General features: G+C 59.4%; 25 protein-coding genes. 13 read left to right on the top strand and 12 right to left on the bottom strand.

Annotated features, from left to right (window positions below; genetic code table 11):
- Position 1: 1 nt before the first annotated feature.
- A complete protein-coding gene (locus NTD81_RS12315; RefSeq protein ID WP_262182727.1) occupies positions 2-469 on the bottom strand; it encodes a nuclear transport factor 2 family protein in 468 nt (155 codons plus the stop codon).
- Between the two features lie 163 nt (positions 470-632).
- On the opposite strand from NTD81_RS12315, the gene NTD81_RS12310 reads away from it, so the two are divergent.
- Positions 633-1,016: a winged helix-turn-helix transcriptional regulator gene (locus NTD81_RS12310; RefSeq protein ID WP_262182726.1), complete on the top strand. Its 384-nt coding sequence runs from the start codon at positions 633-635 to the stop codon at positions 1,014-1,016.
- Between the two features lie 63 nt (positions 1,017-1,079).
- On the opposite strand, the gene glnA is transcribed toward NTD81_RS12310, so the two are convergent.
- A complete protein-coding gene (glnA, locus tag NTD81_RS12305) occupies positions 1,080-2,486 on the bottom strand; it encodes a glutamate--ammonia ligase (RefSeq protein WP_262182724.1) in 1,407 nt (468 codons plus the stop codon).
- Between the two features lie 326 nt (positions 2,487-2,812).
- Here glnA and thiI point away from each other — a divergent pair, with 326 nt between their 5' ends.
- The 4 genes from thiI to NTD81_RS12285 all read left to right on the top strand — a co-directional run bounded on the left by thiI (position 2,813) and on the right by NTD81_RS12285 (position 7,935).
- Positions 2,813-4,267, top strand: a complete 1,455-nt coding sequence (gene thiI / locus NTD81_RS12300) for a tRNA uracil 4-sulfurtransferase ThiI (protein ID WP_262182722.1) — start codon at positions 2,813-2,815, stop codon at positions 4,265-4,267.
- 191 nt (positions 4,268-4,458) lie between these two features.
- Positions 4,459-6,279: a translational GTPase TypA gene (gene typA / locus NTD81_RS12295; RefSeq protein WP_262182721.1), complete on the top strand. Its 1,821-nt coding sequence runs from the start codon at positions 4,459-4,461 to the stop codon at positions 6,277-6,279.
- A 203-nt stretch (positions 6,280-6,482) separates the two neighbouring features.
- Positions 6,483-6,731 (top strand): DUF2790 domain-containing protein, encoded by a 249-nt coding sequence (locus NTD81_RS12290; RefSeq protein ID WP_262182720.1) that lies wholly within the window; start codon positions 6,483-6,485, stop codon positions 6,729-6,731.
- 259 nt (positions 6,732-6,990) lie between these two features.
- A complete protein-coding gene (locus NTD81_RS12285; RefSeq protein WP_262182718.1) occupies positions 6,991-7,935 on the top strand; it encodes a LysR family transcriptional regulator in 945 nt (314 codons plus the stop codon).
- 50 nt (positions 7,936-7,985) lie between these two features.
- On the opposite strand, the gene NTD81_RS12280 is transcribed toward NTD81_RS12285, so the two are convergent.
- The 9 genes from NTD81_RS12280 to NTD81_RS12240 form a co-directional block, all read right to left on the bottom strand.
- Entirely contained in the window at positions 7,986-8,876 is an 891-nt protein-coding gene (locus NTD81_RS12280; protein ID WP_262182717.1) for an HlyD family secretion protein, read from the bottom strand.
- Positions 8,877-8,888: 12 nt separating this feature from the next.
- Positions 8,889-9,104: a DUF1656 domain-containing protein gene (locus NTD81_RS12275; RefSeq protein ID WP_410017150.1), complete on the bottom strand. Its 216-nt coding sequence runs from the start codon at positions 9,102-9,104 to the stop codon at positions 8,889-8,891.
- Positions 9,097-11,247: an FUSC family protein gene (locus NTD81_RS12270; protein WP_262182716.1), complete on the bottom strand. Its 2,151-nt coding sequence runs from the start codon at positions 11,245-11,247 to the stop codon at positions 9,097-9,099. The genes NTD81_RS12275 and NTD81_RS12270 overlap by 8 nt, the downstream gene beginning before the upstream one ends.
- A gap of 27 nt (positions 11,248-11,274) precedes the next feature.
- Entirely contained in the window at positions 11,275-12,768 is a 1,494-nt protein-coding gene (locus tag NTD81_RS12265; RefSeq protein ID WP_262182715.1) for an efflux transporter outer membrane subunit, read from the bottom strand.
- Positions 12,769-13,085: 317 nt separating this feature from the next.
- Positions 13,086-14,162: a polyamine ABC transporter substrate-binding protein gene (locus tag NTD81_RS12260; RefSeq protein WP_262182714.1), complete on the bottom strand. Its 1,077-nt coding sequence runs from the start codon at positions 14,160-14,162 to the stop codon at positions 13,086-13,088.
- Between the two features lie 66 nt (positions 14,163-14,228).
- Complete coding sequence (locus tag NTD81_RS12255; RefSeq protein WP_262182713.1) at positions 14,229-14,570, bottom strand: cupin domain-containing protein; 342 nt, start codon at positions 14,568-14,570, stop codon at positions 14,229-14,231.
- Positions 14,571-14,584: 14 nt separating this feature from the next.
- The gene (locus tag NTD81_RS12250) at positions 14,585-15,991 is read right to left on the bottom strand and encodes an NAD(P)/FAD-dependent oxidoreductase (RefSeq protein WP_262182711.1); all 1,407 of its coding nucleotides are present in this window, start codon (positions 15,989-15,991) and stop codon (positions 14,585-14,587) included.
- A 52-nt stretch (positions 15,992-16,043) separates the two neighbouring features.
- Positions 16,044-16,805, bottom strand: coding sequence for a helix-turn-helix domain-containing protein (locus NTD81_RS12245; protein ID WP_262182971.1), 762 nt, complete (start codon positions 16,803-16,805; stop codon positions 16,044-16,046).
- Positions 16,806-16,986: 181 nt separating this feature from the next.
- Complete coding sequence (locus NTD81_RS12240) at positions 16,987-17,382, bottom strand: YkgJ family cysteine cluster protein (protein WP_262182710.1); 396 nt, start codon at positions 17,380-17,382, stop codon at positions 16,987-16,989.
- A 233-nt stretch (positions 17,383-17,615) separates the two neighbouring features.
- On the opposite strand from NTD81_RS12240, the gene estP reads away from it, so the two are divergent.
- The 4 genes from estP to NTD81_RS12220 all read left to right on the top strand — a co-directional run bounded on the left by estP (position 17,616) and on the right by NTD81_RS12220 (position 21,746).
- The gene (estP, locus tag NTD81_RS12235) at positions 17,616-19,520 is read left to right on the top strand and encodes an esterase EstP (protein WP_262182708.1); all 1,905 of its coding nucleotides are present in this window, start codon (positions 17,616-17,618) and stop codon (positions 19,518-19,520) included.
- A gap of 91 nt (positions 19,521-19,611) precedes the next feature.
- Positions 19,612-20,619 (top strand): class 1 fructose-bisphosphatase, encoded by a 1,008-nt coding sequence (locus NTD81_RS12230; protein ID WP_262182706.1) that lies wholly within the window; start codon positions 19,612-19,614, stop codon positions 20,617-20,619.
- Between the two features lie 336 nt (positions 20,620-20,955).
- A complete protein-coding gene (bamE, locus tag NTD81_RS12225) occupies positions 20,956-21,210 on the top strand; it encodes an outer membrane protein assembly factor BamE (protein ID WP_262182704.1) in 255 nt (84 codons plus the stop codon).
- Positions 21,207-21,746: a lipocalin family protein gene (locus NTD81_RS12220; protein ID WP_262182703.1), complete on the top strand. Its 540-nt coding sequence runs from the start codon at positions 21,207-21,209 to the stop codon at positions 21,744-21,746. The genes bamE and NTD81_RS12220 overlap by 4 nt, the downstream gene beginning before the upstream one ends.
- 57 nt (positions 21,747-21,803) lie before the next feature.
- Here NTD81_RS12220 and NTD81_RS12215 read toward each other — a convergent pair whose 3' ends face one another.
- Positions 21,804-22,217, bottom strand: a complete 414-nt coding sequence (locus NTD81_RS12215; protein WP_262182702.1) for a DUF2141 domain-containing protein — start codon at positions 22,215-22,217, stop codon at positions 21,804-21,806.
- A gap of 87 nt (positions 22,218-22,304) precedes the next feature.
- Here NTD81_RS12215 and NTD81_RS12210 point away from each other — a divergent pair, with 87 nt between their 5' ends.
- The 4 genes from NTD81_RS12210 to NTD81_RS12195 are packed head-to-tail and all read left to right on the top strand — an operon-like array spanning position 22,305 to position 25,804.
- Positions 22,305-23,222, top strand: a complete 918-nt coding sequence (locus tag NTD81_RS12210) for a dialkylrecorsinol condensing enzyme (protein ID WP_262182701.1) — start codon at positions 22,305-22,307, stop codon at positions 23,220-23,222.
- 19 nt (positions 23,223-23,241) lie between these two features.
- Positions 23,242-24,399: a beta-ketoacyl-ACP synthase III gene (locus tag NTD81_RS12205; protein ID WP_262182700.1), complete on the top strand. Its 1,158-nt coding sequence runs from the start codon at positions 23,242-23,244 to the stop codon at positions 24,397-24,399.
- Positions 24,400-24,401: 2 nt separating this feature from the next.
- Complete coding sequence (locus tag NTD81_RS12200; protein WP_262182698.1) at positions 24,402-24,809, top strand: hypothetical protein; 408 nt, start codon at positions 24,402-24,404, stop codon at positions 24,807-24,809.
- A complete protein-coding gene (locus NTD81_RS12195; protein ID WP_262182696.1) occupies positions 24,806-25,804 on the top strand; it encodes a BtrH N-terminal domain-containing protein in 999 nt (332 codons plus the stop codon). The genes NTD81_RS12200 and NTD81_RS12195 overlap by 4 nt, the downstream gene beginning before the upstream one ends.
- Positions 25,805-26,264 lie beyond the last annotated feature (460 nt).

Raw genomic sequence — 26,264 nt, 5'->3', positions numbered from 1 at the left:
CTTAGAACATGGTGTTGGTGTTAGCGGCTTTCTCTGGGACGGGTTGAATCACGTCCCAGTGCTCGACGATTCGGCCATCTTCAACCCGGAAAATATCCACCAGGGCGACGCCACGATCAGTCTTGCTGTCGGTGGAGTGCACGTGCAGGTACACCAGGTCGCCGTCGGTGGCGCTGCGCACCACTTTGGCGCGGGCATCCGGGTAAGTCTTAAAGAACTCGGTGAAGTACTCCACCATCGGCGCCTTGCCGTCCGGTACGTGCGGATTGTGCTGGCGATAGTCGTCAGTAATGAGCTTGGAGGCTGCGGCGGTGTCGTGTTCATTAAAGAACTGGTTATAGAACGACAGCACCAGCGCGCGGTTGGCTTCTTCCTGGGCCAGATCGCGTGGCGCAGCTTGGCCGGCAAGCAGGTTGCCGGATAGGGCCAGGGTCAGGGCGGCAGCGGGCAGTGCGCGGCGTAGGGTCATGGGAGTACTCCAAAGGCAGGTGAACAGTCTCAAGTTGAGGCCTAGTCTGAAATCTAGACTAGCTTTGGCGGGCGAGGTTACAGTTGCGCGTTTCAGCTCACAAGCAGTCAGCCGGGAGTGACCAGGTCATTGCCGGCTGACCTAGGTCGGTAAGGGGATAGTCGTGACCAAGCGCAACGCAGCCCAGGTGTTTGATCACCCATGCCCGATTCGCGGGGTGTTGGATCGCTTGGGTGATCAGTGGAGTTTTCTCGTGCTCACGGCGCTGGCGCAGGGCACCCGGCGCTTTAACGAGTTGGGTCGGGAGATTGCCGATATCTCCAAACAGATGCTTTCGCAAACCTTGCGCCGCTTAGAGCAGGACGGTTTCGTCCAGCGCACGCTGTACGCGCAAGTACCACCACGGGTGGAATACTGCCTGACGGATTTAGGCCGCTCATTTTTGCTGCCGATGAATCAGCTGATTGATTGGGCGCAGGAGCATCATGGGCAGATTCGCCAAGCTCGTCAGCAGATGGCGCTTCAGGCCGAGCGCCTGCGCGATTAACCGGCAGGCATAAAAAAGCCCGTGGCACGCCAGGCGCCACGGGCTTTTTAGTACCGCTGAAAGTTAGACGCTGTAGTACAGGTCGTATTCCAGTGGGTGTACGAAGGTGCGTACTTTGATTTCTTCTTCGGCCTTCAGCTCGATGTAAGCATCGATGAAGTCGTCGGAGAACACGCCACCTTTGGTCAGGAACGCACGGCCCTTGTCCAGTTCTTCCAGAGCTTCTTTCAGGCTGCCGCACACTTGTGGGATCAGCTTGCCTTCTTCTGGTGGCAGGTCGTACAGGTTTTTGTCAGCTGCATCGCCAGGGTGGATCTTGTTCTGGATGCCGTCCAGGCCAGCCATCAGCAGTGCTGCGAAGCACAGGTATGGGTTAGCGGCTGGGTCCGGGAAGCGCGCTTCGATACGGCGAGCTTTCGGGCTGGAAACGTAAGGGATACGGATCGAGGCCGAACGGTTGCGCGCCGAGTAGGCCAGCATTACTGGCGCTTCGAAACCTGGGACCAGACGCTTGTAGGAGTTGGTCGCTGGGTTGGTGAAGCCGTTCAGTGCTTTACCGTGCTTGATGATGCCGCCGATGAAGTACAGAGCGGTATCGGACAGGCCGGCATAGCCTTCGCCGGAGAAGGTGTTCTTGCCATCTTTGGAGATGGACATGTGTACGTGCATACCCGAGCCGTTGTCGCCGTACAGTGGCTTAGGCATGAAGGTTGCGGTTTTGCCGTAGACGTCAGCGACGTTGTGCACGCAGTACTTGAGGGTCTGAACTTCATCAGCCTTCTTCACCAGGGTGTTGAACTGCACGCCGATTTCGTTCTGGCCGGCAGTTGCCACTTCGTGGTGGTGAACTTCGATGACCAGGCCCATTTCTTCCATGGCATTACACATGGCAGTACGGATTTCGTGGTCGTGGTCGCATGGCGGAACCGGGAAGTAACCACCTTTAACGGCTGGACGGTGGCCTTTGTTGCCGCCTTCGACGTCTTGGTCGGTCATCCACGAGCCTTGCTCGGAATAGATTTTGAACATCGAGCCGGAGATGTCGGACTTGAACTTCACTTGGTCGAAGATGAAGAACTCAGGCTCTGGGCCAACGAATACGGTGTCACCGATGCCGGTGGTTTTCAGGTATTCCTCAGCACGCTTGGCGATCGAGCGTGGGTCGCGATCGTAGCCTTGCATGGTGCTTGGCTCGATGATGTCGCAGACCAGAATCAGGGTCGGCTCTTCGGTGAATGGGTCCAGCACGGCGGTGTCGTCAACCGGCAGCAGGATCATGTCGGAGGCTTCGATGCCTTTCCAGCCATGGATGGAGGAGCCGTCGAACATTTTGCCGACTTCGAAGAAGTCTTCGTCCAGCGCGTCGCGAGCAGGCATGGTCACGTGATGCTGCTTGCCCTTGGTATCGGTGAAGCGCAGGTCAACCCACTTCACGTCGTGTTCTTTAATCAGTTGAATCGACTTCGACATGCTGTCCTCCAGATGGATAAGGCTCAACTATAAGCCCTCAGAATACGGTGCAGCCCGGCGGCATAGTCCTCCAGGGCATCCTGCCTCACAAGGGAGCAAATTGCATGCCAGTGCACGGGATTGGGCGCGAGCCCCGAGATTGAGGCTTGGCGCCTGTAACGGCAGTATTTTGCAAAAATAAATGCACTATTACTGGGCGCGCAGTCTACCTGCTGCGCTGAGTTGGTGCGCGATTTTGGTGCGCGACTTTTTTGATCAAACCTTGAGCAATTTCCGCTATAATCCGCGCCCCTGTTTTTTTGGCTGCCCTGGCGCGCACTGTTTTCATGAAACTGATCGTTAAAGTCTTCCCAGAAATCACCATTAAGAGCCGGCCGGTGCGCAAGCTCTTTATCCGGCAGTTGGCGAAGAATATTCGTGCGGTTTTGCGTGCCTTGGACCCACAGGTGCAAGTCAGCGGCGTGTGGGACAACCTCGAGCTGATCACTGCGGTCACTGATCCCAAAGTGCTGCAGGCGATGATCGAACGTCTCAGCTGCACGCCCGGTATCGTGCATTTCCTGCAGGTTGATGAGTACCCGCTGGGCGATTTCGACGACATCCTCGCCAAGTGCAAGCAGCACTTCGCCGAGCAACTGCCGGGCAAGATTTTCGCCGTGCGCTGTAAGCGTGCCGGTAAGCACAGCTTCACTTCCATGGAAGTCGAGCGTTATGTCGGCAGCCAGCTGCGGCAGCAGTGCGGCGCGGCGGGCATCTCGCTGAAAGACCCGCAAGTGGTGGTACGCATGGAGATCCGCGACCAGCGTCTGTTCGTTATCCACCACCAGCATGAAGGCCTCGGCGGTTATCCGCTGGGCTCGCTGGAGCAGAGTCTGGTGCTGATGAGCGGCGGCTTCGACTCCACCGTGGCGGCCTACCAGATGATGCGCCGTGGCCTGTTGACCCACTTTTGCTTCTTTAACTTAGGTGGCCGCGCCCATGAATTGGGTGTGATGGAAGTGGCGCACTACCTGTGGAACAAGTACGGCAGCTCGCACCGCGTGCTGTTTATTAGCGTGCCGTTTGAAGAAGTGGTCGGCGAGATTCTTGGCAAGGTCGATAACAGCCAGATGGGCGTGATCCTCAAACGCATGATGCTGCGCGCCGCGACGCGCATGGCCGAGCGTTTGCAGATCGATGCGCTGGTGACTGGCGAGGCGATCTCCCAGGTGTCCAGCCAGACCCTGCCGAACCTCTCGGTGATCGATGCGGCGACCGACATGCTGGTGCTGCGCCCGCTGTTGGCCAGCCATAAGCAGGACATTATCGATACCGCCGTCGAAATCGGCAGCGCCGACTTTGCCCGGCATATGCCCGAGTACTGTGGGGTGATTTCGGTCAACCCGACCACCCGGGCGAAGAAGCCGCGTATCGAATACGAAGAAAGCCAGTTTGATATGGCGATTCTTGAGCGTGCCCTGGAGCGCGCCACCTTGCTGCCAATCGATCGGGTGATCGATGAGCTGGGTAAAGATATTCAAGTTGAAGAGGTCAGCGAAGCGCTGGCCAGTCACGTGGTGATCGATATCCGTCACCCGGACGCCAGCGAAGAACAACCCTTGGAGCTGTCGGGTGTGGAAGTGCAAGCGCTGCCTTTCTATGCTCTGAACAGCCGCTTTAAAGAGTTGGACGCCACGCGCCAGTACTTGCTGTATTGCGACAAGGGCGTGATGAGTCGTTTACATGCCCATCATCTACTCAGTGAGGGGCATGCCAATGTGCGCGTTTATCGTCCGGCATAAAACGCCGGGCTTAAATGGTGGCAGCATCCGCCATCGCCCTCCCGACGCCTAGGCGGGGTAACAGCCAGCGCAGCAGCCTGATCGAGAGGCCGCCGCGCCCCTGGTGCACCGCCTGACCGAAATCGCCGTACGTTAATACTCGCCGCCTAGACTAAGTGGCAGACCAAATCCTCTGATCGAGATACACACACGTGATCGAAAAACTACGCAACATCGCCATCATTGCCCACGTTGACCATGGTAAGACCACTCTGGTTGACGCCCTGCTGCGTCAGTCCGGCACCCTGGAACGTAACGAGCTCAACGACGAGCGCGTGATGGACAGCAACGACCAGGAAAAAGAGCGCGGCATTACCATTCTCGCGAAGAACACCGCGATCAAATGGAGCGGCTACAACATCAACATCGTCGACACCCCCGGCCACGCCGACTTCGGCGGTGAAGTTGAGCGCGTGATGTCGATGGTTGACTCGGTGCTGCTGGTGGTTGACGCCCAAGACGGCCCAATGCCACAAACCCGTTTCGTGACCAAAAAGGCTTTCGAAGCTGGCCTGCGTCCAATCGTGGTCATCAACAAGATCGACCGTCCGGGCGCACGTCCTGACTGGGTTATGGATCAAATCTTCGACCTGTTCGATAACCTCGGCGCTACCGACGAGCAACTGGACTTCCAAGTTGTTTACGCCTCGGCACTGAACGGCATCGCCGGCCTTGATCACACCGACATGGCCGAAGACCTGACGCCGCTGTACCAGGCCATCGTTGACCACGTACCGGCGCCGTCGGTAGACGTTGATGGTCCGTTCCAGATGCAAATCTCGGCTCTGGACTACAACAGCTTCCTCGGCATTATCGGCGTGGGCCGTATCGCCCGTGGCCGTGTCAAGCCGAACACCCCAGTGGTTGCCATCGACGTTGACGGCAAGCGCCGCAACGGCCGTATCCTCAAGCTGATGGGCCACCACGGTCTGCACCGTGTCGACGTTGAAGAAGCCACCGCCGGTGACATCGTTTGCGTCAGCGGTATGGATCAGCTGTTCATCTCCGACACCCTGTGTGACATCAACAACGTTGAAGCCATGACTCCGCTGACCGTTGATGAGCCAACCGTATCCATGACCTTCCAGGTCAACGACTCGCCGTTCTGCGGTAAAGAAGGCAAGTTCGTCACCAGCCGTAATATCAAAGAGCGTCTGGACAAAGAGCTGCTGTACAACGTGGCCCTGCGTGTTGAAGAAGGCGACAGCGCGGACAAGTTCAAGGTCTCCGGGCGTGGTGAGCTGCACCTGTCGGTACTGATCGAAACCATGCGTCGCGAAGGCTTCGAGATGGGCGTTGGCCGTCCAGAAGTGATCATTCGTGAAGTGGGCGGCGTGAAACAAGAGCCGTACGAAAACGTCACCATCGACATCCCTGAAGAGTCGCAAGGCAAAGTCATGGAAGAGATGGGTCTGCGTAAAGGCGACCTGACTAACATGTCGCCCGATGGCAAAGGCCGTGTGCGTCTGGAATACAACATCCCGGCCCGTGGTCTGATCGGTTTCCGTAACCAGTTCCTGACCCTGACCAACGGTGCAGGCATCCTGACCTCGATCTTCGATCGCTACGACACCATGAAGTCCGGCCACATGTCCGGCCGTCAGAACGGTGTACTGGTGTCGGTAGAAACCGGTAAGGCCCTGACCTACTCCCTGGAAACCCTGCAAGCGCGCGGCAAGCTGTTCGTTGAGCACGGCCAGGAGATCTACAACGGTCAAATCGTCGGTCTGAACAGCCGTGACAACGACCTGGGCGTCAACCCAACCAAAGGCAAGAAGCTGGACAACATGCGTGCCTCGGGTAAAGACGAAACCATCGCTCTGGTTCCGCCTGTTCGCTTCACTCTGGAACAGGCCCTGGAATTCATCCAGGACGACGAGCTGTGCGAAGTCACGCCTAAGTCGATCCGTCTGCGTAAGAAGATCCTCGACGAAGGCGAGCGTACCCGCGCTGCCAAGAAAGCCAAGAACTAAGTTCGGCTGACTTAAAAAGCCCCCGCCAACGCCAGTTGGCGGGGGCTTTTTGGTTCCTGAGGGCAGCGCTCGGATATTGTTGCGCAAGCGGCAACGGTGGTTTTCTGAAAGTGCCGTTTTTCCCCTAGGGGGGCGGGCAGATAATTGCGCCCATCGAAGGCCAACACCCTGGCACTTCGCCCAAGCCACCCTGGAACACCATCATGAAATACTCAGCTTTAGTACTGGTTGCACTGTTTGCTTCGGCTAACGTTATGGCTGCTGAAGAGTCGGTTAAGGCCGTTGATTACAAATACGGCATGGACCTCGACGTCGCGACCGTGATCAGTATCGTTGACCAACCGCACCAGCCTTGCAGCCTGGTCAAATCGCAAATGACCTACAAAGATTCGCAAGGTGAAGTACACGCTGTGAACTATGTGAAACTCGACTCCGAGTGTGCACAGAACTAACAGATATTAGGTCTCGCCGCCTGCGGGCGGCGACCTCTGTTGCAAGCCCCGCCTAGCTTTTCCCCGCGCAAGACCTTGCGCCGCGTAAATCCCCGTCCGAGCATTCTTCGTCTACGCTGTGATGCTCAATCAATCAGAATGTCCGACTAGCATATTGGCTTAGCCTTAGGCATCCTGCGTGGCTATTCGCTAGTGCGCGAATATTCTTTAGTGTCATAAAGGCAGCGCCTCCATGGGCTGCTGTACAGCGGGTCAAGTTATGGATGTGGTTCAGGCAATGCGGGTGTTTACCCGCGTCGTAGATAGCGGCAGTTTTACTTCGGCAGGGCATTTGCTGGACCTGTCCACCGCCCAGGTGTCGCGACTGGTTTCGGATTTAGAAGCCAGCCTGCAGGCCCGCTTACTCCAGCGCACCACCAGGCGTTTGCGCCTGACTGAGGTCGGCGAGCGCTACTTGCAGCGCTGCCGGGAGATTCTCGCCAGCATCGATGAGGCCACCGCCGAGGCCAGCGGTGCCCATCTGTCGCCGCGTGGTCATTTGCGCGTGCATGCCTTCTCCGGTATCGGCACCCAGTACGTGGTGCCGATGTTGGCACGCTACACCGAGCTGTACCCCGAGGTGCAGTTTGATCTGACCTTGTCGCAGCAAATCCCCAACATCCTTGAAGACGGTCACGATCTGCTGCTGACCCATTCGCGTTCGCTGCCGGACTCCGAGTTGGTGGCGCAGCGTCTGGGCACTTTGTTCAGCGTGGTCTGCGCCTCGCCCGGCTACTTACAGCGCTTTGGCGTGCCCAAGGTGCCACGGGATCTGCTGGAGCATCGCTGCCTGAGCCTGATCGACCCGGTATTCGGTGAGGAGTGGGAGTTCGAGGGCGATTCGCAGCTGCATATCCAGTCCGGCAAGCGCTTTCGCGTTAACCTCTCCGACGCCATGGTCGAGGCCGCCAAGCAGGGCATGGGGGTTTGCGTATTACCTAACTTTATCGCTGCCCGGGCCATGCGTGATGGCCGTTTGGTGCGGGTCTTGCCGCAATGGCGCTTGCAGGAGCGGCAGCTGTACGCGCTGTATTCGTCGCGGCGCTACCTGGATGCCAAGATCAAAGCTTGGGTGGAGCTGATGAAGGAAGAGATTCCGCGCCTGCTGGAGCGCGATGCGCAGGATTTGGAAAACCCCGACTACTGGGCCAGCGGCGCCCTGTAAGCCCGCCGCCGGATGGCTAACGCCGCGCCCGCGGCGTTAGCTGTTGGGCCTTACTGAGGCGCCGCCTCCGACTGTTGCAGGCGCGGTTCAATCACGGTCACGGTGCATGTCAGGCCGGCGGAGAGCATCACGCTTTGCGGCACTTCATCGAGGCTGATGCGCACGGGCACGCGCTGGGCCAGGCGCACCCAGTTAAAGGTTGGGTTCACGTCAGCAATCAAATCACGGCTTTCGGGGTTGTCGCGGTCATAGATGGCGCGGGCGAAGCTGTGTACGTGGCCCTTCATGACCTGGCCATCCATCAAGCGCATTTGCACCTGATCGTTGAGGCGGATCTTCTGCAGCTTGGTTTCTTCGAAGTAGCCGTAGACCCAGAACGAGTGGCGGTCGACCACCGCCAGTTGGCGATCACCGGCACGGGCGTAGTCCCCCGGATGCACCATGCGGTTGGTGACGTAACCATCCACCGGCGACAGCACGGCGGTGCGTTTGAGGTTCAGCTCAGCCTCGGCCAGCATGGCCTGGGCTTGTTGATACAGGCCACGGGCTTCGCCAGCGTCGTTGACCGCGTCCTCGCGGTCTTCGCGCGAGACCACGCGGTCGTTCAGCGCGGCGCGGCGATTGGCGTTGTCTTGGCGCCGATCCAGCGCCGCTTTGCGCGCAGCCACTAAGGCCTTGGCTTGCTTAACCGCCAGCTCATAGCGATCCGGGTCGATGCGCATCAGCAGATCGCCTTTCTTCACTTCCTGGTTGTCCTTGACCGCCACTTCGACCACCAGGCCGCTGACGTCGGGGGCCACGGTGACGATGTCAGCGCGCACGCGACCGTCGCGGGTCCAGGGGGATTCCATATAGTTGAACCACAGTTTTTGCCCCAGCCAAATGGCCAGGAGCAAAACGATCAGGGTGGCGACAAAACTGATAATCGATTGGCGGGACATGAAGGACTCAGCTTAGGAAGAGTGAACAAGCAGACCCATGCCTACGTACACGCAGACAAAGACGCTTAAGCGGAACAGGTTGATATGCCAGACATACTTGTACAGGCCGATGCTCGCGAGGACGCGATCCAGGCCCCAGGTAATAACGCCGGCGAGCAGAAACAGCAGGGCCACGGTGGGGATCAAGACGCCGTTAAAGGCCATCTCCCGTGGCAGGTGATCAAGCATGGCGACCTCTTTGTCGAGCGATCTTGCTGCTCAGTGGCGACTGTGGGTCGAGCAATGAGCTGCGGATAAAGTGCAGGTAGCTTTCCAGGCGCAGGCTAGGGCTGGTGGCGAAATGTGAATTCAGCGGTAGCGGGGTGCGCTGCAACTGGGTAATGGCTTCTTCCAGGACATTCAGGGTGTGTTGAAAATGAGCCTGAGTGGGGCGTTCAAACAAGGTCACCAGGCTCGTTTTCAGACGTTTCCATATCGACGGCCAGGCGTGGCCGAGGCTGTCCTCGAGGTTGTGGCGCAACTGATACAACTCTTGGCGCAGTTCGATGAAGTTCTGCCCAATCTCCAGGCTCAGGTACATCCAGTGCAGGGCGCTGCGCTGTACGTCTGGGCGGCTGGCGGCCAGCTCGTGGGCCTGGGTCATGAGGTCACGGGTCGAGGTTTCAAAGTGATAGGGCAGGCTCGGCAGGGGATCGCGCACCGCACTGACCACTTGCAAGCGCAGATCGCGCGCCAGCTGGCGCCACATCCAGCGGCTGTTGGTCGGGCAGAACACCAGGATCGCGGTGATCGCCATGAGCATGGCGGCGATCATGGCGATGTACTTGTTAATCAGCAGCACCGGGTCGTGCACCATAAAGTTGCCGGGCACGCTGGCGTAGGCGAAGAACAACACCAAACCCGTGCCCAAACCCACAAAACGCGGGCGGGTGGCAATGTATAAGCCCGGTACGTAGACCACCGCCAGGCCCAGGGCGAGCATGGCGAAACTGCTGACCTTGGGCAGGTAGAAGAAGGTCATCAGAAAGCCCAGCACAGCGGCGATCACCGTGCCTTGGCAGATCTGGATGGCCACCCGCGCCGGATTGTTGCTGGTGCTGGCCAGGGCCATGACGATGGCGGCGGTGGTGGTGAACATGGCGCCCTGTTTCCAGTCGGTCTGAATCCAGAACCAGCTGCACGCGGCCAGCAGCAGGAACATGCGCAGACCGGTGAGCAGCGCCGCAATGGGGTTGGCCTTGGCGGCAAAGCCGACGCTCCAATGCTCCAGCGGATGATGGTCGGGGCCAAGGGAGGCATGGGTGACGCTGTAGTTGTGCAGGTCATCGGCGAGGCGATAGAGCAGCTCGGCCGCGGTGTTGAAGTCCATACGGATCTGGCTGTTGCCCGGCAGGTCATCCAGCGGCTGGCGCGCCTCGCGGATCATCTCCATCAACTGCTGGCGGTAGTCGAACAGCTGGTTGGCAAGGAGCGCGGCCTGGTCGGTGCTGAGCGTTTGCTGGGCCCAGGGTTTGAGCACTTCCAGCAGGCTGTCCAGGCACGGATCGATGGCTTCCAGGGCGCGTACGTTGTGCTGTTTGCGCAGGCGACCGAGCAGTTGCTTAAGGGTGTGGAAGCGCGTGGTCAGGGCCAGGAAGTCCTGGTTAAGACGGTGAATGCGGCCCATGCGCATGTTGACCAGCGGATCGTCGTAGCCACTGACGCTGCGCTGGATTTCAATCTTCACCGTTTCCGAGGCGAAGCGCGTATTGGCATTGGCGAAGGCTTCGGCGTCGTCACCTTTAAGGTGCTGCTGGGTGTGGCTGGCAAACTCGCCGAAGCGCTTGCGAACCAGGGCGCGCAGGTTCGGCCCGGAGCGCACCGGAAAGACGATGGCGTTAAGCAGGGTGCAGAAGAACACGCCGGTGGCGATCTCAACGAAACGCCACATGGCCTGGGTAAAGGCCATGTCCGGGTGTTCAATCACACTCAGGGAAATGACGAAGGCGGTGTAGCCGGCGAGGATGCAGGCGTAACTGCGAAAGTCGCGGTAGCGCGCCGAACCAGCGGTGCAGATCCCGGCCCAGAGACACAGGCAGAGCATCATCATGGTCGATTCTTGGGAGAACAGCGCGATGATCGGGATGGTGCCGCAGAAGCCGGCCAGGGTGCCCACCATGCGGAACACGCCCTTGGCCAGGACCTGACCGCTTTGCGGTTGCATGGCGATAAACACGGTCATCACCACGGTGAAGGGCTGGGGCATTTCCAGGCGCATGGCCACCCACATCGCCAGTAGTGCGGCCATTGTGGTTTTCAGCACAAAGGCCCAGCTCATCCCTTCGGTTTTCAGCCAGGTGAGGAGTTCAGCTGCCCAGCTTGGCTTTTGCATGTGGTTCATTGGGGCGGATAGGCCTAATCAATTATTCGGTTGCAGGTGCTGGTCGCTGGGGATTTCTTTGCTGCTCACTAGACCACCGCCCAGTGCGCATACCAGGTTGGCATGTGCCATGAGGCGTGCCGCCCACACCTGCTGTTGCACTTTCTGCTGCTGGAACAGCATGGTTTGCGACTGCAGTACGTTGAGGTAATCGGTCAGGCCGCCGCGGTAAGCCTCATCGGCGATCTCGTAGCTTTTCTGCGCCGCATCCACCGACTGCTGAGCGAGGTGTTGCTGCTCTTCACGGGAATGTATTTCCATCAACTGGTCACTGACCTGACGTAGAGATTCGACCAAGGTGCGGTTGTAACGTGCCACCGCTTGGTCGAATTGGGCGTCCGCTACTCTCAGTTGGCTACGCAGACGACCGCCATCGAGGATCGGCAGGCTGATCGCCGGGCCAATCGAGGCGCCGAGTTTTTCGTGGCTGAAAGCGTCGAGAAAACGTCCACCGACCATGTCAAAGCCAAGGCTGGCGATCAGGTTGATGTTGGGGTAGAAGTCGGCCTTGCTGACATCAATACCGCGTGCCTGCGCGGCCACTTCCCAGCGTCTGGCGACCACGTCGGGGCGGCGGCCAATCAGCTCGGCGGGCAGTACCGCCGGCAGCACCGGCTGAGCATTCAGGCTGATGCTCGGGCGTTTGATCTGCTCGGCTTCGCCTGGGCCTTTACCGGCCAGGGCGGCGATCTGGTTGCCGATCAGGGCAATCTGGGTTTTGTACTCATCGATCTGCCGATGGGTTTCCGGCAGCGGCACGCTGGCTTGGCTGACCTCGAACTCCGTACCCAGATTGGCGGCCAGGCGTTGCTTGGCCAGATCGAGAATGTGCTTCTGCTGCTCGTAGGTGTTTTGCGTGATTTCCAGTTGGTTGTACAGCAGGGCCAATTGCACGTAGCTCGCGACGATGTCGCGTTCCAGTTCCAACTGCACGGCACGGCTTTCGGCGGCACTGGCATAAGCCTGGTTGAGGCTGCGCGCCGAGTTGTTTTTCTCCCGGTCCCAGAAGTCCAAGACGTAGCTAAAGCCCAGGGCGTGGTTGCTGGTGAAGTTGGTCTGGTTGCCCAGGTCGCCAGGGCCGTTGAAGTAGTCGGTCGGCCAATGTTTGATCTTCGAGTTGCCTGCGTAGTTGATCTGCAGTTTCTCGTCGGCCTCGGTCACTTCGGCCATGGCCATGGCTTCACGCACTCGCGCCAGGGCTTCGTCCAGGCTTGGGCTGTTGGCCAAGGCCAGAGTGATCCACTGATTCAGTTGTGGGTCTTGATAAGCCCGCCACCACTGATCTGTCGGCCACCCGGCCTCGCGCTTGGCTTGGGCGATAGCCGTGCCGGTGTCCAGCGTGTTGGCGTCGAGCAGATTGCCTTGTGGCTCGATGCCCTTGCTGGAGAGGCAGCCAGTGAGACTCAGGGAGAGAGATAAAGTCAGCGCGGCCGTGGCCGAGTAGGTCAGCCACGGTTTCAGTCGAATAGCCACGATAGTATCCAGGTAGTGCGGGGGGCAGGTTGGGGGCCTGCGCGGCTATTGTATGAACAGTGTTTGGAGGTCAGTAAGGAGAGGGGGTAAGAAGCTTATTTGTGCGCGGTGCAACAATAAAACCGGCCAAGCTCTACCGACTTTCAAATGGCTATGCTAGGGGACTTTGGTAGGGGCTTTTGGCTGCGCCGAAAAAGAAGGGATTTTCTTTTAAGAATCATTGACTTGGGTGGATTATTCGGTGTTTCAAATGGCCACTAAAAAGCCCCTGTCAGGAGACCTGAGCAGGGGCTTTAACAGGGCTCTAGCGGCGTGGTTTAAAGACCGCTTTTGACCTTGCTCCAGATCCGTGTGCGCACCCGGTCAATATTCAGGGGCATGGCTTCCAGAGCGTACAGGTTGGCCATGGACGACTCCGCCGGATAGATGCGCACATCGTTGCGCACCTGCGGGTCTACCAGCTTATCGGCTGCCGGAATGGCGTTGGCGTACTGCACGTAGTTGGTGATCTTGGCCATCACTTCTGGCTGCAGCAGGTAGTTGATAAAGGCGTAGGCGCTGTCATCGTTGTTGCTGTCGGCCGGCATGGTGACCATGTCAAACCAGATCGGCGTGCCTTCTTTGGGGATCACGTAATCGATCTTAATGCCGTTCTTGGCTTCATTGGCGCGGTTGCTGGCTTGCAGGATGTCACCAGAGAAACCGACCGCGACGCAGATGTCACCATTGGCCAGGTCGCCGACGTATTTCGAGGAGTGGAAATAGCGCACGTTTTTGCGCATTTCGAGCAGCAGCGCCTCGGCCTTTTTGTAGTCATCCAGGTTTTTGCTGTGGTGCGGCAAGCCCAGGTAGTGCAGGGCGATGGGCAGCAGCTCCGGGCCGTTATCGAGTACGGCCACGCCGCACTGGCTGAGCTTGGCCAGGTTCTCGGGCTTGAAGATGATGTCCCACGAGTCGACCACCACATCCTTGCCCAGCACCTGGCGGACTTTGTCGATGTTGTAGCCAATCCCGGTGCTGCCCCACAGGTAGGGGACGCCGTACTGGTTGCCGGGGTCGTTAACCTCCAGCGCCTTGAGCAGGGCTGGATTGAGGTTGTTCCAGTTAGGCAGGCGGCTCTTATCCAGCTTCTTCAGCGCGCCGCCTTGGATCTGCCGGGCCATGTAGTGGTTGGATGGGAACACCACGTCGTAGCCGCTGCGCCCGGCCATCAATTTGGCATCCAGGGCTTCGTTGCTGTCGTAAACGTCGTAGTGGTTTTTGATGCCAGTGCTTTGCTCGAACTCCTTGAGCGTATCTGGGGCTACATAATCGCTCCAGTTGTAGATCCGTACGGCATCGGCGGCGTGGCCGATACTGCTAACCAGTAACAGGGGAAGGATTTTCTTCAGCATGGGAGTCCTCATTATTTTTATCGGTGCGAGCAATGCTGCGGATTAAGCGTTGGCTTTAGCAGGTTGTTACTTGAGCAAAACGTAGGTCTTGCGCACGGTCTCCTGAATGTCCCAGATACCAAAGGTGTTGGCCGGGAAGAGCAGGGCGTCGCCAGGGTTGATGGTGATAGGTTCACCACCATCGGGGGTGAAGGTGCAGCGCCCGGAGATGAAGTGACAGAACTCTTGCTGGGCGATCTGCCGGCGCCAACGCCCAGGGGTGCATTCCCAGACGCCAGCGGCCACGCCGTCGGCGTGCTCGATGCCCTGACCGCTGGTGATCGCTACCGGCTCGCCCAGTGGCACGGCCACTGGTGTCGGCTCTGCCAGGCTCAGCTGGGGGGTGTTTTTAAAGTGGTGAATAGTCATGCAGGTCTCCGCTGTTAGCGCATAAAGCCTTCCAGGGCGCCGGCCACGGCTTGGGCAAGGCGGCGGCGCCATGGGGCGGTGGTGAGGTCGGCCAGGACTTGGTCTTCGTGGACGAAACTCTTGATGATCGCGTTGTAGCCCAGCCAGCGCAGTGGTTCCGGCTCCCAGCGGGCGAGGTGATTGAGTGGCTGTTGGCGGTGTACCCAGGGCTGGTTGGTCAGCTCAGAATCTTTGCCGAGGATTAAGTCAGCCAGGGTGCGCCCGCCTAAGTTGCTGGCGCCCACGCCTTCGCCGCCGTAGCCACCGGACAGGGCCAGGCCGCTGCGCTGATCGAGCAGCATGTGCGGGCGGAAGCGCCGCGCCATGCCCAGGTTGCCGCCCCAGGCGTGGGTCAGGCGCACGTCTTTGAGTTGCGGGAACAGCTCGCCGAACAGATAGCGGCGCAGTTCGCGCTCATCTTGGGTCAGGTTGAAGTCCGTGCGCAGGCGCCCGCCAAAGCGATAGCCGCCACGGGCGCCAAACACCAAGCGGTTGTCGGCGCTGCGTTGGCCGTAGGTGACCTGACGGCTGAACTCGCTGAAGGCCTGGCCGCGCTCCAGGCCAATCTCGGCCCAGACTTCTTTGCTTAACGGCTCGGTGGCGACGATCAGGCTCTGCACCGGTAACTGATGTTTGCCCAACGGTGGCAGGGTCGCGGCGTAGCCTTCCACGGCCGGCACAATCCAGTCGGCCTTCACGCTGCCTTGGGCGGTGCGCACCAGGCCGGTTTGCCAGTCGGTGACGGCGCTTTGCTCGTAAATCTCCACGCCCATGGCGGCCACTGCCTTGGCCAGACCGCGGACTAGCTTGGCCGGTTGAATGGTGGCGCAGTGCGGGGTGTGGATGGCGCCTAAGGCCTTGTCGATTTGCAGTTGTTTGCCCAGATCAAAGGGTGTCAGCCAGCGGTAGTCCGACTCATCCAAACCTTGCTCGTGCAAGTGCTTGAGGTGCTCGCGCAGGCTGCTCAGTTGCTCCGGATAACGGGCGGCGCAGTACAGCACGCCGCCTTTGCGGTAATCGCAGTGGATCTGCTCACGGTCAAGCACCTCGGCCACTTCATCGGGGATGCCGTGCAGCAGTTGGTAGGCCGCATGCCGCTCGGCGCTGGGCAGATCGGCCAGCAGGCGGTCTTCACCGAGGATATTGCCCATCAGCCAGCCGCCGTTGCGGCCACTGGCGCCAAAGCCGGCCGTCTCGGCCTCAAGGATGACGATGCGCAGCTGCGGCGCCTGACGCTTGAGGTAATAAGCCGTCCACAGTCCGGTGTAGCCGGCGCCGACAATCGCCACATCGGCCTGCAGGTCGTGGCTCAGGGCCGCCCGTGGCGTCAGCGGCTCGCTGAGTTGGTCCATCCACAGGCTGATTGAGCGCCAGGGGTTCATGAGTCGTCTCCGGGGAAAACAGGTTCGCTGGGTTAGAGACTATTGAAGCGCCTTAGGCCTTGTCTTGTGTGCGTGCCCGCAAGGAAATTTGCTTGAGATAGGCCTTCGGCGAGACTCCGGTGTGGGCGCGAAAGCATTTGTAAAACGCCGACAACGAATTAAACCCAGCACTAAAAGCCAGCGTGTCGATGGCCGACGCGTTGGGGTTGTCGTGCAGTTGCTGTAACAGGTGCTGCAAGCGTTGCTGATGCACGTAACGGTAGAAGCTCTGGCCCAGCACCTGATTGAGCAGATGGGACACCTGATTGCGGCTATAGCCGGTGGCGCTGGCCACCTGCTGCAAATTCAGCTGCGGGTCGAGATAGGGCTGCGCGCGCTGCATGTACTCTTGCAGATCCTGTGCCATTTGCCCCAGTTGCCGGGCACTGAGGCCCAAGCGGCTGAGGGCCGGGCGACTGCTTTGCGCGGCACTGGCCGGGCTCGGCTGGCGCAGCAGGGTGGCGTATTCGTGCACGCGCCAAATCAGGTCATCGCGCACGGTGATTGCCTCGCTGCTGCGAAACGCCGACAAGCCTTGGCTGCCATGCAGGCTGATGCGGTACTGGATAAACGCGGTATGGCCGTCGACCCGCACCCGGTCGCTGTGCTCCAGGGCTTCGTCGGGCTGGCGCGGCAGGTTCGCGCGCACATAGTCACGCAGCTCGGCATAGCCCATGCAGCGCTGCTGGAAAAAGTCGTGGTACTCAACTTCGGGGTGATACAGCGCCATCACCGCGTCGAGATCGCGGTCTTTCCAGCTGTAGTGATAGCGCATCACCGTGGCGCGGGTGCGCGCGGTTTGTTCGGCGTCGTCGGCCAGCTCAACGATGTCCAAGGCTTAACAACCTGCTCAAGGGCGAAAGCACAAAGGCCGAGCTTAACCTGAGCTGCGCAGGTGTGGCAGGCACTGAGTCGCTTTGCCGGCGGATTTGTCGTTTATTCGGGTGTTTACGCGCTTATTTCTTCGGCTGGTAAGCGCAGTAGCCAGGCCGCGGGCCGACGCGCGGGTGGTTGCGGCAGGTCTCTGGGCGCTTGTCGTAGATGGTGCACAGGCGGGTCTTGCGATCCAGGTAATAACAGTCGTTATTGCTCATGCGCACCAGGGTGAAGATCCCCGACTTCTGATTGAAGCGCTCGACCAAACCGTCCTTTTGCAGGCGCTTGGCGATGTTTTTCGGCGGCTCGCTGCGCTCGAACTCATCCACCACGCCGATGCGGATCAGGTCATTCAAGCGCACTTCCACGGGCATGGTGCAGCAGGTGGAGTGGCAGCTATGGCACATATCGCCGGTGTATTTGGCCCAGGTTTCCAGGCGGTCGATTTCGGCGGCGGCAATCAGGTTGTTTTTCATGTTTTTCGGTGAGAGTGGGCGCAAGGGCGCGCGATGATAACCAGCTTGCTGACTTTGCGTCGGACTATCTTCTCAGTGGCCACTATTTGGCAGCGTGATAATTCACTACAGGCCATGGCGGGTGAGGCTTTGACCAACGGCCAGGGTGGCCGGTGAAAGTTGGGTGCAATTGCTCGCGATAATTACTACATTGAAGTGGGTGAACTCCAATAACAATAAAACTTAGGTGATTCATGAAGCACTTACTCACACCTATAGCCGCTGCTTGCTTGCTCGCCGCACCCTTTACCGATGTATCCGCCGGGCCGTACTCGGGCATGGTGGTGTTCGGCGATAGCTTAAGCGACGCTGGCCAGTACGCCGACGCAGCGGGCCCTGACGGCGCGACGCGGCGCTTCACCAACCGGGTAGGCCCGACCTATCAGCCCGGCAGTGGTGAAATCTACGGCGCCACCTCGGTCATGTTGCTCAATCAGCAACTGGGCCTTGGTCAACAGACCGGTTCGACTTCGCCAGTCAACGCCGCCAACGGCGTGGCCGATGGCAATAACTGGGCGGTGGGGGGCTACCGTACCGATCAAATCTACGACTCCATCGCCACGGCCGGCGGCTCGGTGGTCGGCACCCGCACCCGCGATGGTTATTTAGTGGGCCTGGCCAATAGCGGCCAACGGCTGGACAGCAACACGCTGTTCTACGTTAACGGTGGCGGTAACGATTTTCTCCAAGGCACCATTTTCAGCCTCGGGGCTGAGGCTTCTGCAGGCCAGTTGGCCGATGGCGTAGCCGCGCTGCAGGGCGCCGGGGCGCGCTACATCATGGTGTCGCTGCTGCCTAACGTGGGCACCACGCCGGCTATCTCCGGTACGCCGTTGGCGGCGACGGTCAGCCAGATTGGTGAGGACTTCAACGTCGAGCTGATCCGCCGTCTTGAAGGCATCGATGCGCAGATCATCCCGCTCAACGTGCCGCTGATGTTCGATGAAATGCTCAGCAATGCGGCCGCGCAGGGCTTCGATACCAGCCAGAACCTGATGGGCACCTGCTTCGATGGCTGCGCCCAGGTCAATAGCACCTGGGGCATCAATAGCGCCACGCCGGACCCCAGCAAGCTGATCTATAACGACAGCGTGCATCCGACCACCCAGGTGCAACAGATTTTTGCTGATTACGCCTACTCGCTGCTGGCGGCGCCTTGGGAACTGAGCCTGTTGCCAGAGATGGCTCACGGCAGCCTGCGCAATCATCAGGATCAACTGCGTAACCAACTGCTGGCGGATTGGCAGGCCTGGCAGGCCGTGGGGCAGTGGCGCAGCTTTGTCAGCGCCGGCGGCCAGCGTTTGGACTTCGACTCCCAGCGCGCGGGCGCCAGTGGCGACGGCAATGGTTACAACCTCAACTTGGGCAGCAGCTACCGGCTCAATCAGGATTGGCGCATCGGCCTGGCGGCCGGTTTGTCGCAGCAGGATCTCGAAGCAGGCCGCGCCGACTCCGACTATAAGCTGCGCAGCTACCTGCTCAGCGCTTTTGCGCAGTATCAGCACGAGCGCTGGTGGGCGGACTTAGCGGCCAGTGCCGGCTATCTGGATTACGACGACCTCAAACGTAAGTTTGACCTAGGCAAGGTCAAGGGCAGTGAAAAAGGCGATAGCGACGGCAAGCTCTGGGCCTTTAGCGGACGTCTGGGCTATGACATCGCCCAGCACGCCGACAGCGCTTGGCACCTGAGCCCCTTTATCAGCGCGGATTACGCCAAGGTTGAAGTCGACGGTTACAGCGAGTCCGGGGCGCGTTCCACGGCCCTGAGCTTTGCTGATCAGCAGCGCACCTCCAAGCGCTTGGGCGTGGGTTTGCAAGGTCGTTGGCAGGTGGCGCCGAGCACTTTGCTGTTTGCTGAAGTGGCCCAAGAAAAAGAATACGAGGATGACCAAAGCCATGTGCGTGCCTCGCTCAATAGCCTGCCGAGCGTGTCGTTTAAGCTTGATGGTTATGAACCTGACGACCGGCTGCAGCGCTTAAGCCTGGGCTTTAGCCAGCAGTTGGCTCAGGATCTGAGCCTGCGTGGCGCCTACAATCTGCGTAAAGGTTCGGACGACCAGCAGCAGGGTGTGAGCCTGGCCCTGAGCCTCGACTGGTAAGACGCCAGCTGATCTAACGGCGGTGGCAGGAGACGCTGCCGCCGTTAACAGAGTAAACTGCGCGCGATTTTCTATCCTTCCGGAGCTATTCATGTCCCGCGTAACCCTTAGCCGCTATCTGATCGAGCAGACCCGCAGCCACAACACCCCAGCCGATCTGCGTTTCCTGATCGAAGTAGTGGCCCGTGCCTGCAAGGAGATCAGCCACCAAGTCTCCAAAGGCGCCCTGGGCGGCGTACTGGGCAGCATGGGCACGGAGAACGTGCAGGGCGAAGTGCAGAAAAAGCTCGATGTGCTCTCTAACGACATCCTCCTGGAAGCCAACGAATGGGCCGGTAATCTGGCTGGCATGGCTTCCGAAGAAATGGATCACCCTTATCAAATTCCCGGCAAGTACCCCAAAGGTGCTTACCTGCTGGTGTTCGACCCATTGGACGGCTCCAGCAACATCGATGTGAACGTCTCGGTCGGCACCATCTTCTCGGTGCTGCGTTGCCCTGAGCGCCATGGCGAAGTCGGCGACCTCAGCGAAGAGGCCTTCCTCCAGCCAGGTACCGCGCAAGTGGCCGCCGGTTACGCCATCTATGGTCCGCAAACCATGCTGCTGCTGACCTTAGGCGACGGCGTTAAAGGCTTCACCCTGGACCGCGAGCTGGGCAGCTTTGTGCTGACCCACGACGACATCAAGGTGCCTGAAGCCACCAAAGAATTCGCCATCAACATGTCTAACCAGCGCCACTGGGAAGCCCCGGTACAGCGTTACGTCAGCGAGCTGCTGGCTGGCGAAACCGGTCCGCTGGGCAAGAACTACAACATGCGTTGGATCGCCTCGATGGTTGCCGACGTGCACCGCATCCTGACCCGTGGTGGCGTGTTTATGTACCCGCGCGACAGCCGCGAGCCAGAGAAGCCAGGCAAGCTGCGTTTGATGTACGAAGCCAACCCGATGGCGATGATCATCGAGCAGGCCGGCGGCGCCGCCACCAATGGCACCCAGCGCATCCTCGACATCCAGCCGGATAGCCTGCACCAGCGCGTGCCAGTGTTCCTCGGCTCGAAAGAAGAAGTGCTGCGCATCAGCGCTTACCACCGCGAGTAATCCCGCTTCAGGCCAGCCGCTACGCTTAAGCGCAGCGGCTGCGCATCCAGAGCCTGGGTCCCGGGCTTAGCTCCTCACCGCATCCCCGCCAACACGCGCCGCGCTGTCATCAGTGCATGGCCGGCGCTTGCTATGGCCCCCTGAGCGGCAGCAATTCAGGCGTCATCACGGGCATTTGGCGCAAGAACACGGCAGAAAGCGGCCGATATGCCGACAATCATTAACTCAGGTTGTGTGGCGATGTGAGGAACCAGAGCGATATTTTCTGGGTCAACCTTAGACGGCTTAGGCTTGACTATGCTGAATGGAATTCCAAAGCGAATCAGGAGCTTTCCCATGTCACTGCGCACTTTGGCGGTATTTGCCGCCTGCCTACTTTTGGCAGCCTGCAACAAAGTTAACCAGAGCAATTACGCTCAACTTAAGGCGGGCATGGACAAAGCCGCGGTCGAAAGCCTGCTGGGTAAGCCTACCGAGTGCTCGGGTGCATTGGGGGTCTCCAGTTGCACCTGGGGCGATCAGGAGCAATTTATCAGCGTCCAGTACGCTGGCGATAAAGTCATGATGTTTTCAGGGAAGGGTCTTAAATGATTCGACTGTGTTCTGTATTAGTGGCCGCTGCTCTGCTGGCTGGCTGTGCTAATTCTGGCACCGGTAACGTGCCACCTAAAACCGTCCATTCGGTTGATCTCAAACGCTATCAAGGCACCTGGTATGAGCAAGCGCGCCTGCCGATGCGCTTCCAAAAAGACTGCGTGAAATCTGAAGCTAAATACACCCTGCAAGACGATGGCAGTGTCGATGTGCTCAACAGCTGCGTGACCGCGCAAGGCGAGCTGCAGCAGGCGCATGGTAAGGCTGTGGCGCAGGTGCCGGGCGAAACCGACAAGCTGTGGGTCAACTTTGATAACTGGTTCAGCAACCTGCTGCCCGGTCTGACCAAGGGTGATTACTGGGTGCTGTACCTGGATAAGGACTACCAGAGCGTGCTGGTCGGCACCCCCAACCACAAGTACCTATGGCTGATGACTCGCAACGAGAAAATCACCCAAGAGCAGCGCACCGAGTTGCTCAAGCAAGCCCGCAGCCATGGTTACGAAACCGCAGAGCTGATCTGGCGTCAGTAAGCCGCACGATGCATTCGGGGTGAGCGCCATGGGCGCTTACCCCAGCGCGGCCCGCGCTTAGCCACGCTGCTGGGCGGAGCCAGACGCTGGCGGCGCATATAAACGAATCAATAGCTGTGTATCCGTCTCGCCGTGGCTAAATCCGCACTGCGCAGGCTTAGGCTTGCCGTCGAGCAGCGTTGGATTATTGCTAAAGCCTACGGGCTCCTGGGGAATGCCGCGCAGGCTCTGATCCAACTGGGCATTGCCGTTGCGGTCCTGATACAGGGCAATGGCGTACTGCCCGGCAGGCACCTCAGTGAACGCCAAGGTGGCGCCACCCTCGCTGATAGCGATACGCAGCGGCACGGCGGGCCACTGCGCCTGCCCGGCGTTAATCAGCGCGGCGCGGATAATTCCAGGCCCTTGCACGCCTTGCAGTTGCACGCGCACATCCGCCGCCATGGCCTGGCTGGCACACAGGAGCAACATGAGGCTGGCTAAGGGCTGGCACATCTTTGGAGCAGGCAGAAATCTCTGTGGCATAATCCGCGACTTTAAAATAATAAGTGACTGGTGATGCGACACGTACTCATCGTGCATTTCTCTCAAACGGGCCAGCTGGATCGTCTCACCCAGTCCGTTAGCGCGCCATTGCTGGAGCGTGATGATATCCAAGTGGATCATCTGCTGCTTGAGCCTGCGCAAGCCTATCCCTTTCCCTGGCCGTTTTTGCAGTTCTTCCGCATCTTCCCGGAAACCGTGCTGATGCAGCCGCAGCCGCTCAAGCCGCTACAGGTCGATGCCAGCCAGCGCTACGACCTGATCATCCTTGCTTACCAAGTCTGGTTTCTCTCGCCGGCGCAGCCAATGACGGCGTTTCTTGCCTCGCCTGAGGCCGCGCAACTGCTCAAAGACACTCCGGTGGTGACCCTGATCGGCTGCCGCAATATGTGGCTGATGGCCCAGGAGAAGGTCAAGGCGCGCCTCAGTCAGCTTGGCGCCAGGCTGCTGGATAACATCGCCCTGACCGACGCCTGTGGCACTGCCGCGAGTTTTTTAGCCACCCCGCTGTGGCTCTTCACCGGTCGGCAAAAGCCCTACAGCTGGGTGCCGCGGGCCGGCATTGATGAGGCCCAAATCGCAGGTGCCCGGCGCTTTGGCGTGGCTATCCAGCAGCGTCTAAGTGCCGACGACCTGCCCTTAAGCGCGCCGATGTTGCGCGGCCTGGGCGCGGTCAAGGTGGATGAAAAACTCATCGCCAGCGAAAAGGTCGGCAACCGCAGCTTCCAGCTCTGGAGCCGTTTGCTTAGCGCCATCGGCCCTGCGCAAAGCATGCGGCGCGGCGTGGGGCTGCTGGTCTACATCGTATTTTTGTTGTGCCTGATCGTCACCGTGGTGCCGCTTAGTGCGTTACTGAAGAAGCTGCTGGCGCCCTTAACCCGTGCCCGCACGCAACGTGAGAAGGCTTATTTCGCCGGCCCATCGGGTGAGTGACAAGTCCTGAGGATGTGTTGTGGTTCAGTCTGTATTTATCAACCGAGTTAATGCGTTTCTGCCCCACGCCGCCGTCAGCAATGAGCAGATGGAGGAGCGTCTAGGGCTGGTCGGCGACAAGCCTTCGCGGGCGCGCAAGCTGATCTTGCGCAGCAATGGCATTGTGCAGCGGCACTACGCCATCGATCCCGCAACCGGCGCGCCGAGCATGAACAATGCGCAGCTCAGCGCTGCAGCCATTCAAGGCCTGACCGGCGACGGCTTTGCCTTAAGCGATATCGAGTGTTTAGTCGCTGGCACCGCTTCACCAGACCAGGTCATGCCCGGTCACGCGGTGATGGTGCAGGGTGAGTTGGGCAACCCGCCGTGTGAGGTGGTGTCCACCGCCGGCATCTGCCTGTGCGGCATGACGGCGCTGAAGTACGCCTGGTTGAGTGTGGCCAGTGGTGAGAGCCGCAACGCCGTGGCCAGTGGTTCGGAGTTGGCCTCCGCGTTGATGCATGCGCGCAACTTCAACGCCGAATATGAAAGCCGCCTGAGCGAGTTGGATGAGCGCCCGGAGATCGCTTTCGAGAAGGACTTTCTGCGCTGGATGCTCTCCGATGGCGCCGGTGCCGTGCTGCTGCAAAATCAGCCGAATGCCAGTGGTATAAGCCTGCGCGTGGACTGGATCGACATTCTGTCATTCGCTGATCAGATGCCGGCCTGCATGTATGCCGGCGCCGAGATGGTCGACGGGCGCCTGCAAGGTTGGAGTCGTTACGACGGCGCCGAGCGCAATCGCCTGTCGGTGATGGCGATCAAGCAGGACGTCAAGCTGCTCAATGACAATATCGTTAAGTACACCGTCGAAGAGACCCTTAAGCGCGTAATGCAGCGCCGCGAGTTGAGCGCACAGGCCATCGATTACTTCCTGCCTCATTACTCTTCGGAGTTCTTCCGTGAGCGTTTGGCGGTGGGCCTGGCCAATGTCGGCTTGCCGATTCCGCAGCAGCGTTGGTTCACCAACTTAACGCGCAAGGGCAACACTGGGGCGGCGTCGATTTTTATCATGCTCGCCGAACTGTTTAACTCCGATCAGCTGCGCGCCGGCCAGCGTTTGCTCTGCTATGTGCCGGAAAGCGGCCGTTTTTCCAGCGCTTTTATGCATCTGACCGTGGTCGGACAGGACGACTAATCATGAAGCTCGACGATGTGCCGCAGGATTCCAGCACCGTCTACGGCGGGCACAGCAAGCTGCTCTACGCCGTCGACGCTGAAGGTCATTATCAAGGTGCACAGAGCGCTGGCTGGGAGCCGGAAACCTACTCGACGCAACTGGCCGTGGCTGAGCTGCAAGAGCAGGAGGCTGAAGCCCATGCGGCCTGGCAGCGCGGCGAGCTGTCGGCACTGGGGTTCCTGATGTATCGCTACCGCCTCGATGAGCCGGCCCTGGCGCAAGTCACCGGGCTATGGCGCTGGCGCGTGCGCCGGCATTTGCGCCCGCACATCTACCGCAAGTTATCCGCCGCAGTTCTCAGCCGCTACGCCGAGGCCTTTGGCCTGCCGTTGGCAGATTTAATCGCTTACCAGAAGGGCCACGCATGAGCAGTTTCCAACACCGGCAAAGCGCCCATTGCGAAAGCGGCGTGATGGCCAGCCTGCTCAGTCACGCCGGCTTGCCCATGAGCGAGCCGATGGCCTTTGGCTTGGCCTCGGGTCTGGCGTTTGCCTACCTACCTATCGTTAAGCTCAGTGGCATGCCGCTGATCGCTTACCGAATGCCGCCCAAGCACCTGATCAAAACCCTGAGCAAACGTCTCGGCGTGCGCCTGCACACCCGCACCTTCGGCAATCCGCAGCAGGGCAAGCAAGCGCTGGATCAAGCGCTGGAACGCGGTCAGCTGGTCGGTCTGCAAAGTTCGGTGTTTTGGCTGCCGTACTTTCCGCCAGAGATGCGCTTTCATTTCAATGCGCACAACCTGCTGGCCTATGGGCGTGACGGCGACGACTACCTGCTCAGCGATCCGGTGCTGGAGGAGCCCGTGCGCTGCCCCAGCGCCGATCTGCAAAAAGCCCGCTTCGCTAAAGGCGCATTGGCTGCCAAAGGCTTGATGTACAGTCTCGAACAAGTGCCGCTGGAGCACGACTGGCACCAGTTGGTGCGCAAAAGTGTGTTGTCCACCACGCGCATCCTCGACGGCATGCCGCTGCCGTGGATCGGCATTCGCGGCATTCAGCACCTGGCCGGGCAGGTGGCCAAGCTCGACCCCAACAATGCCAAATACAACCGCCTGTACCTGACCCATATTGTGCGCATGCAGGAAGAAATCGGCACCGGCGGCGCGGGCTTTCGCTTTATGTATGCCAGCTTCTTGCAAGAAGCCGGCGCACTGCTCGGTGAGCCAAGCCTCAACGAAGCTTCCAGCCGCCTCACCCGCATCGGCGACACCTGGCGCCAGTTCGCCTCCGCCTGTGTGCGCGCCAGCCGTAGCAAAGGCGAAACAGCAAACTTCGCCCCTATCGCCGAAACTCTGCGCGGCATCGCTTTGCAAGAGCGTGAGTTGATGCAGGAGTTGGCGGCGTGGAGTAAGCGCAAATAAGCGTGCAGGGTTGACCCAGTGGTGGATAAACCTAAGCCCTTATCCACCGCAAAAACGCGCCAGCCTCGCGCCAACGCAAGGTGGCTGGCGCTTCACCCATCCCCCGCGAACCAGGTTCTGCCAGCTCGCTGCAGCGTAAAGCGAAGAGGCATTGCCAATCAGTGATGCATGCAACTGTTGGCGATATTTGCCAGGTCAATTAGTGCTGCATTCTGTAGTGAGTAAATTAATTATTCATCTGATCGTTATTATTGAGTACTTTTATAGTGCTTTACTTATAATAATGGCATTTGGCCTCTACGACTAAAGTTTTATAGCGTATTGTCAGTTGCAAAACTATAAAAAGTCCCAGTGTTAGTTAAATATTATTAATGCTGAATTAAGCGGATATTTTTCTTGCACGATAGCCCTATTCTTATTTGAGGATGGGCAGTTGTTAAGAGATTTTGTGCTTTTTAGG

It is taken from the genome of Pseudomonas sp. 5P_3.1_Bac2, from assembly GCF_025465995.1.
In the GTDB taxonomy this organism is placed as follows: Bacteria; Pseudomonadota; Gammaproteobacteria; order Pseudomonadales; family Pseudomonadaceae; genus Aquipseudomonas.
The sequence above is the reverse complement of the archived record's forward strand: the minus strand, read 5'-3'. Positions and strand labels throughout refer to the sequence as shown.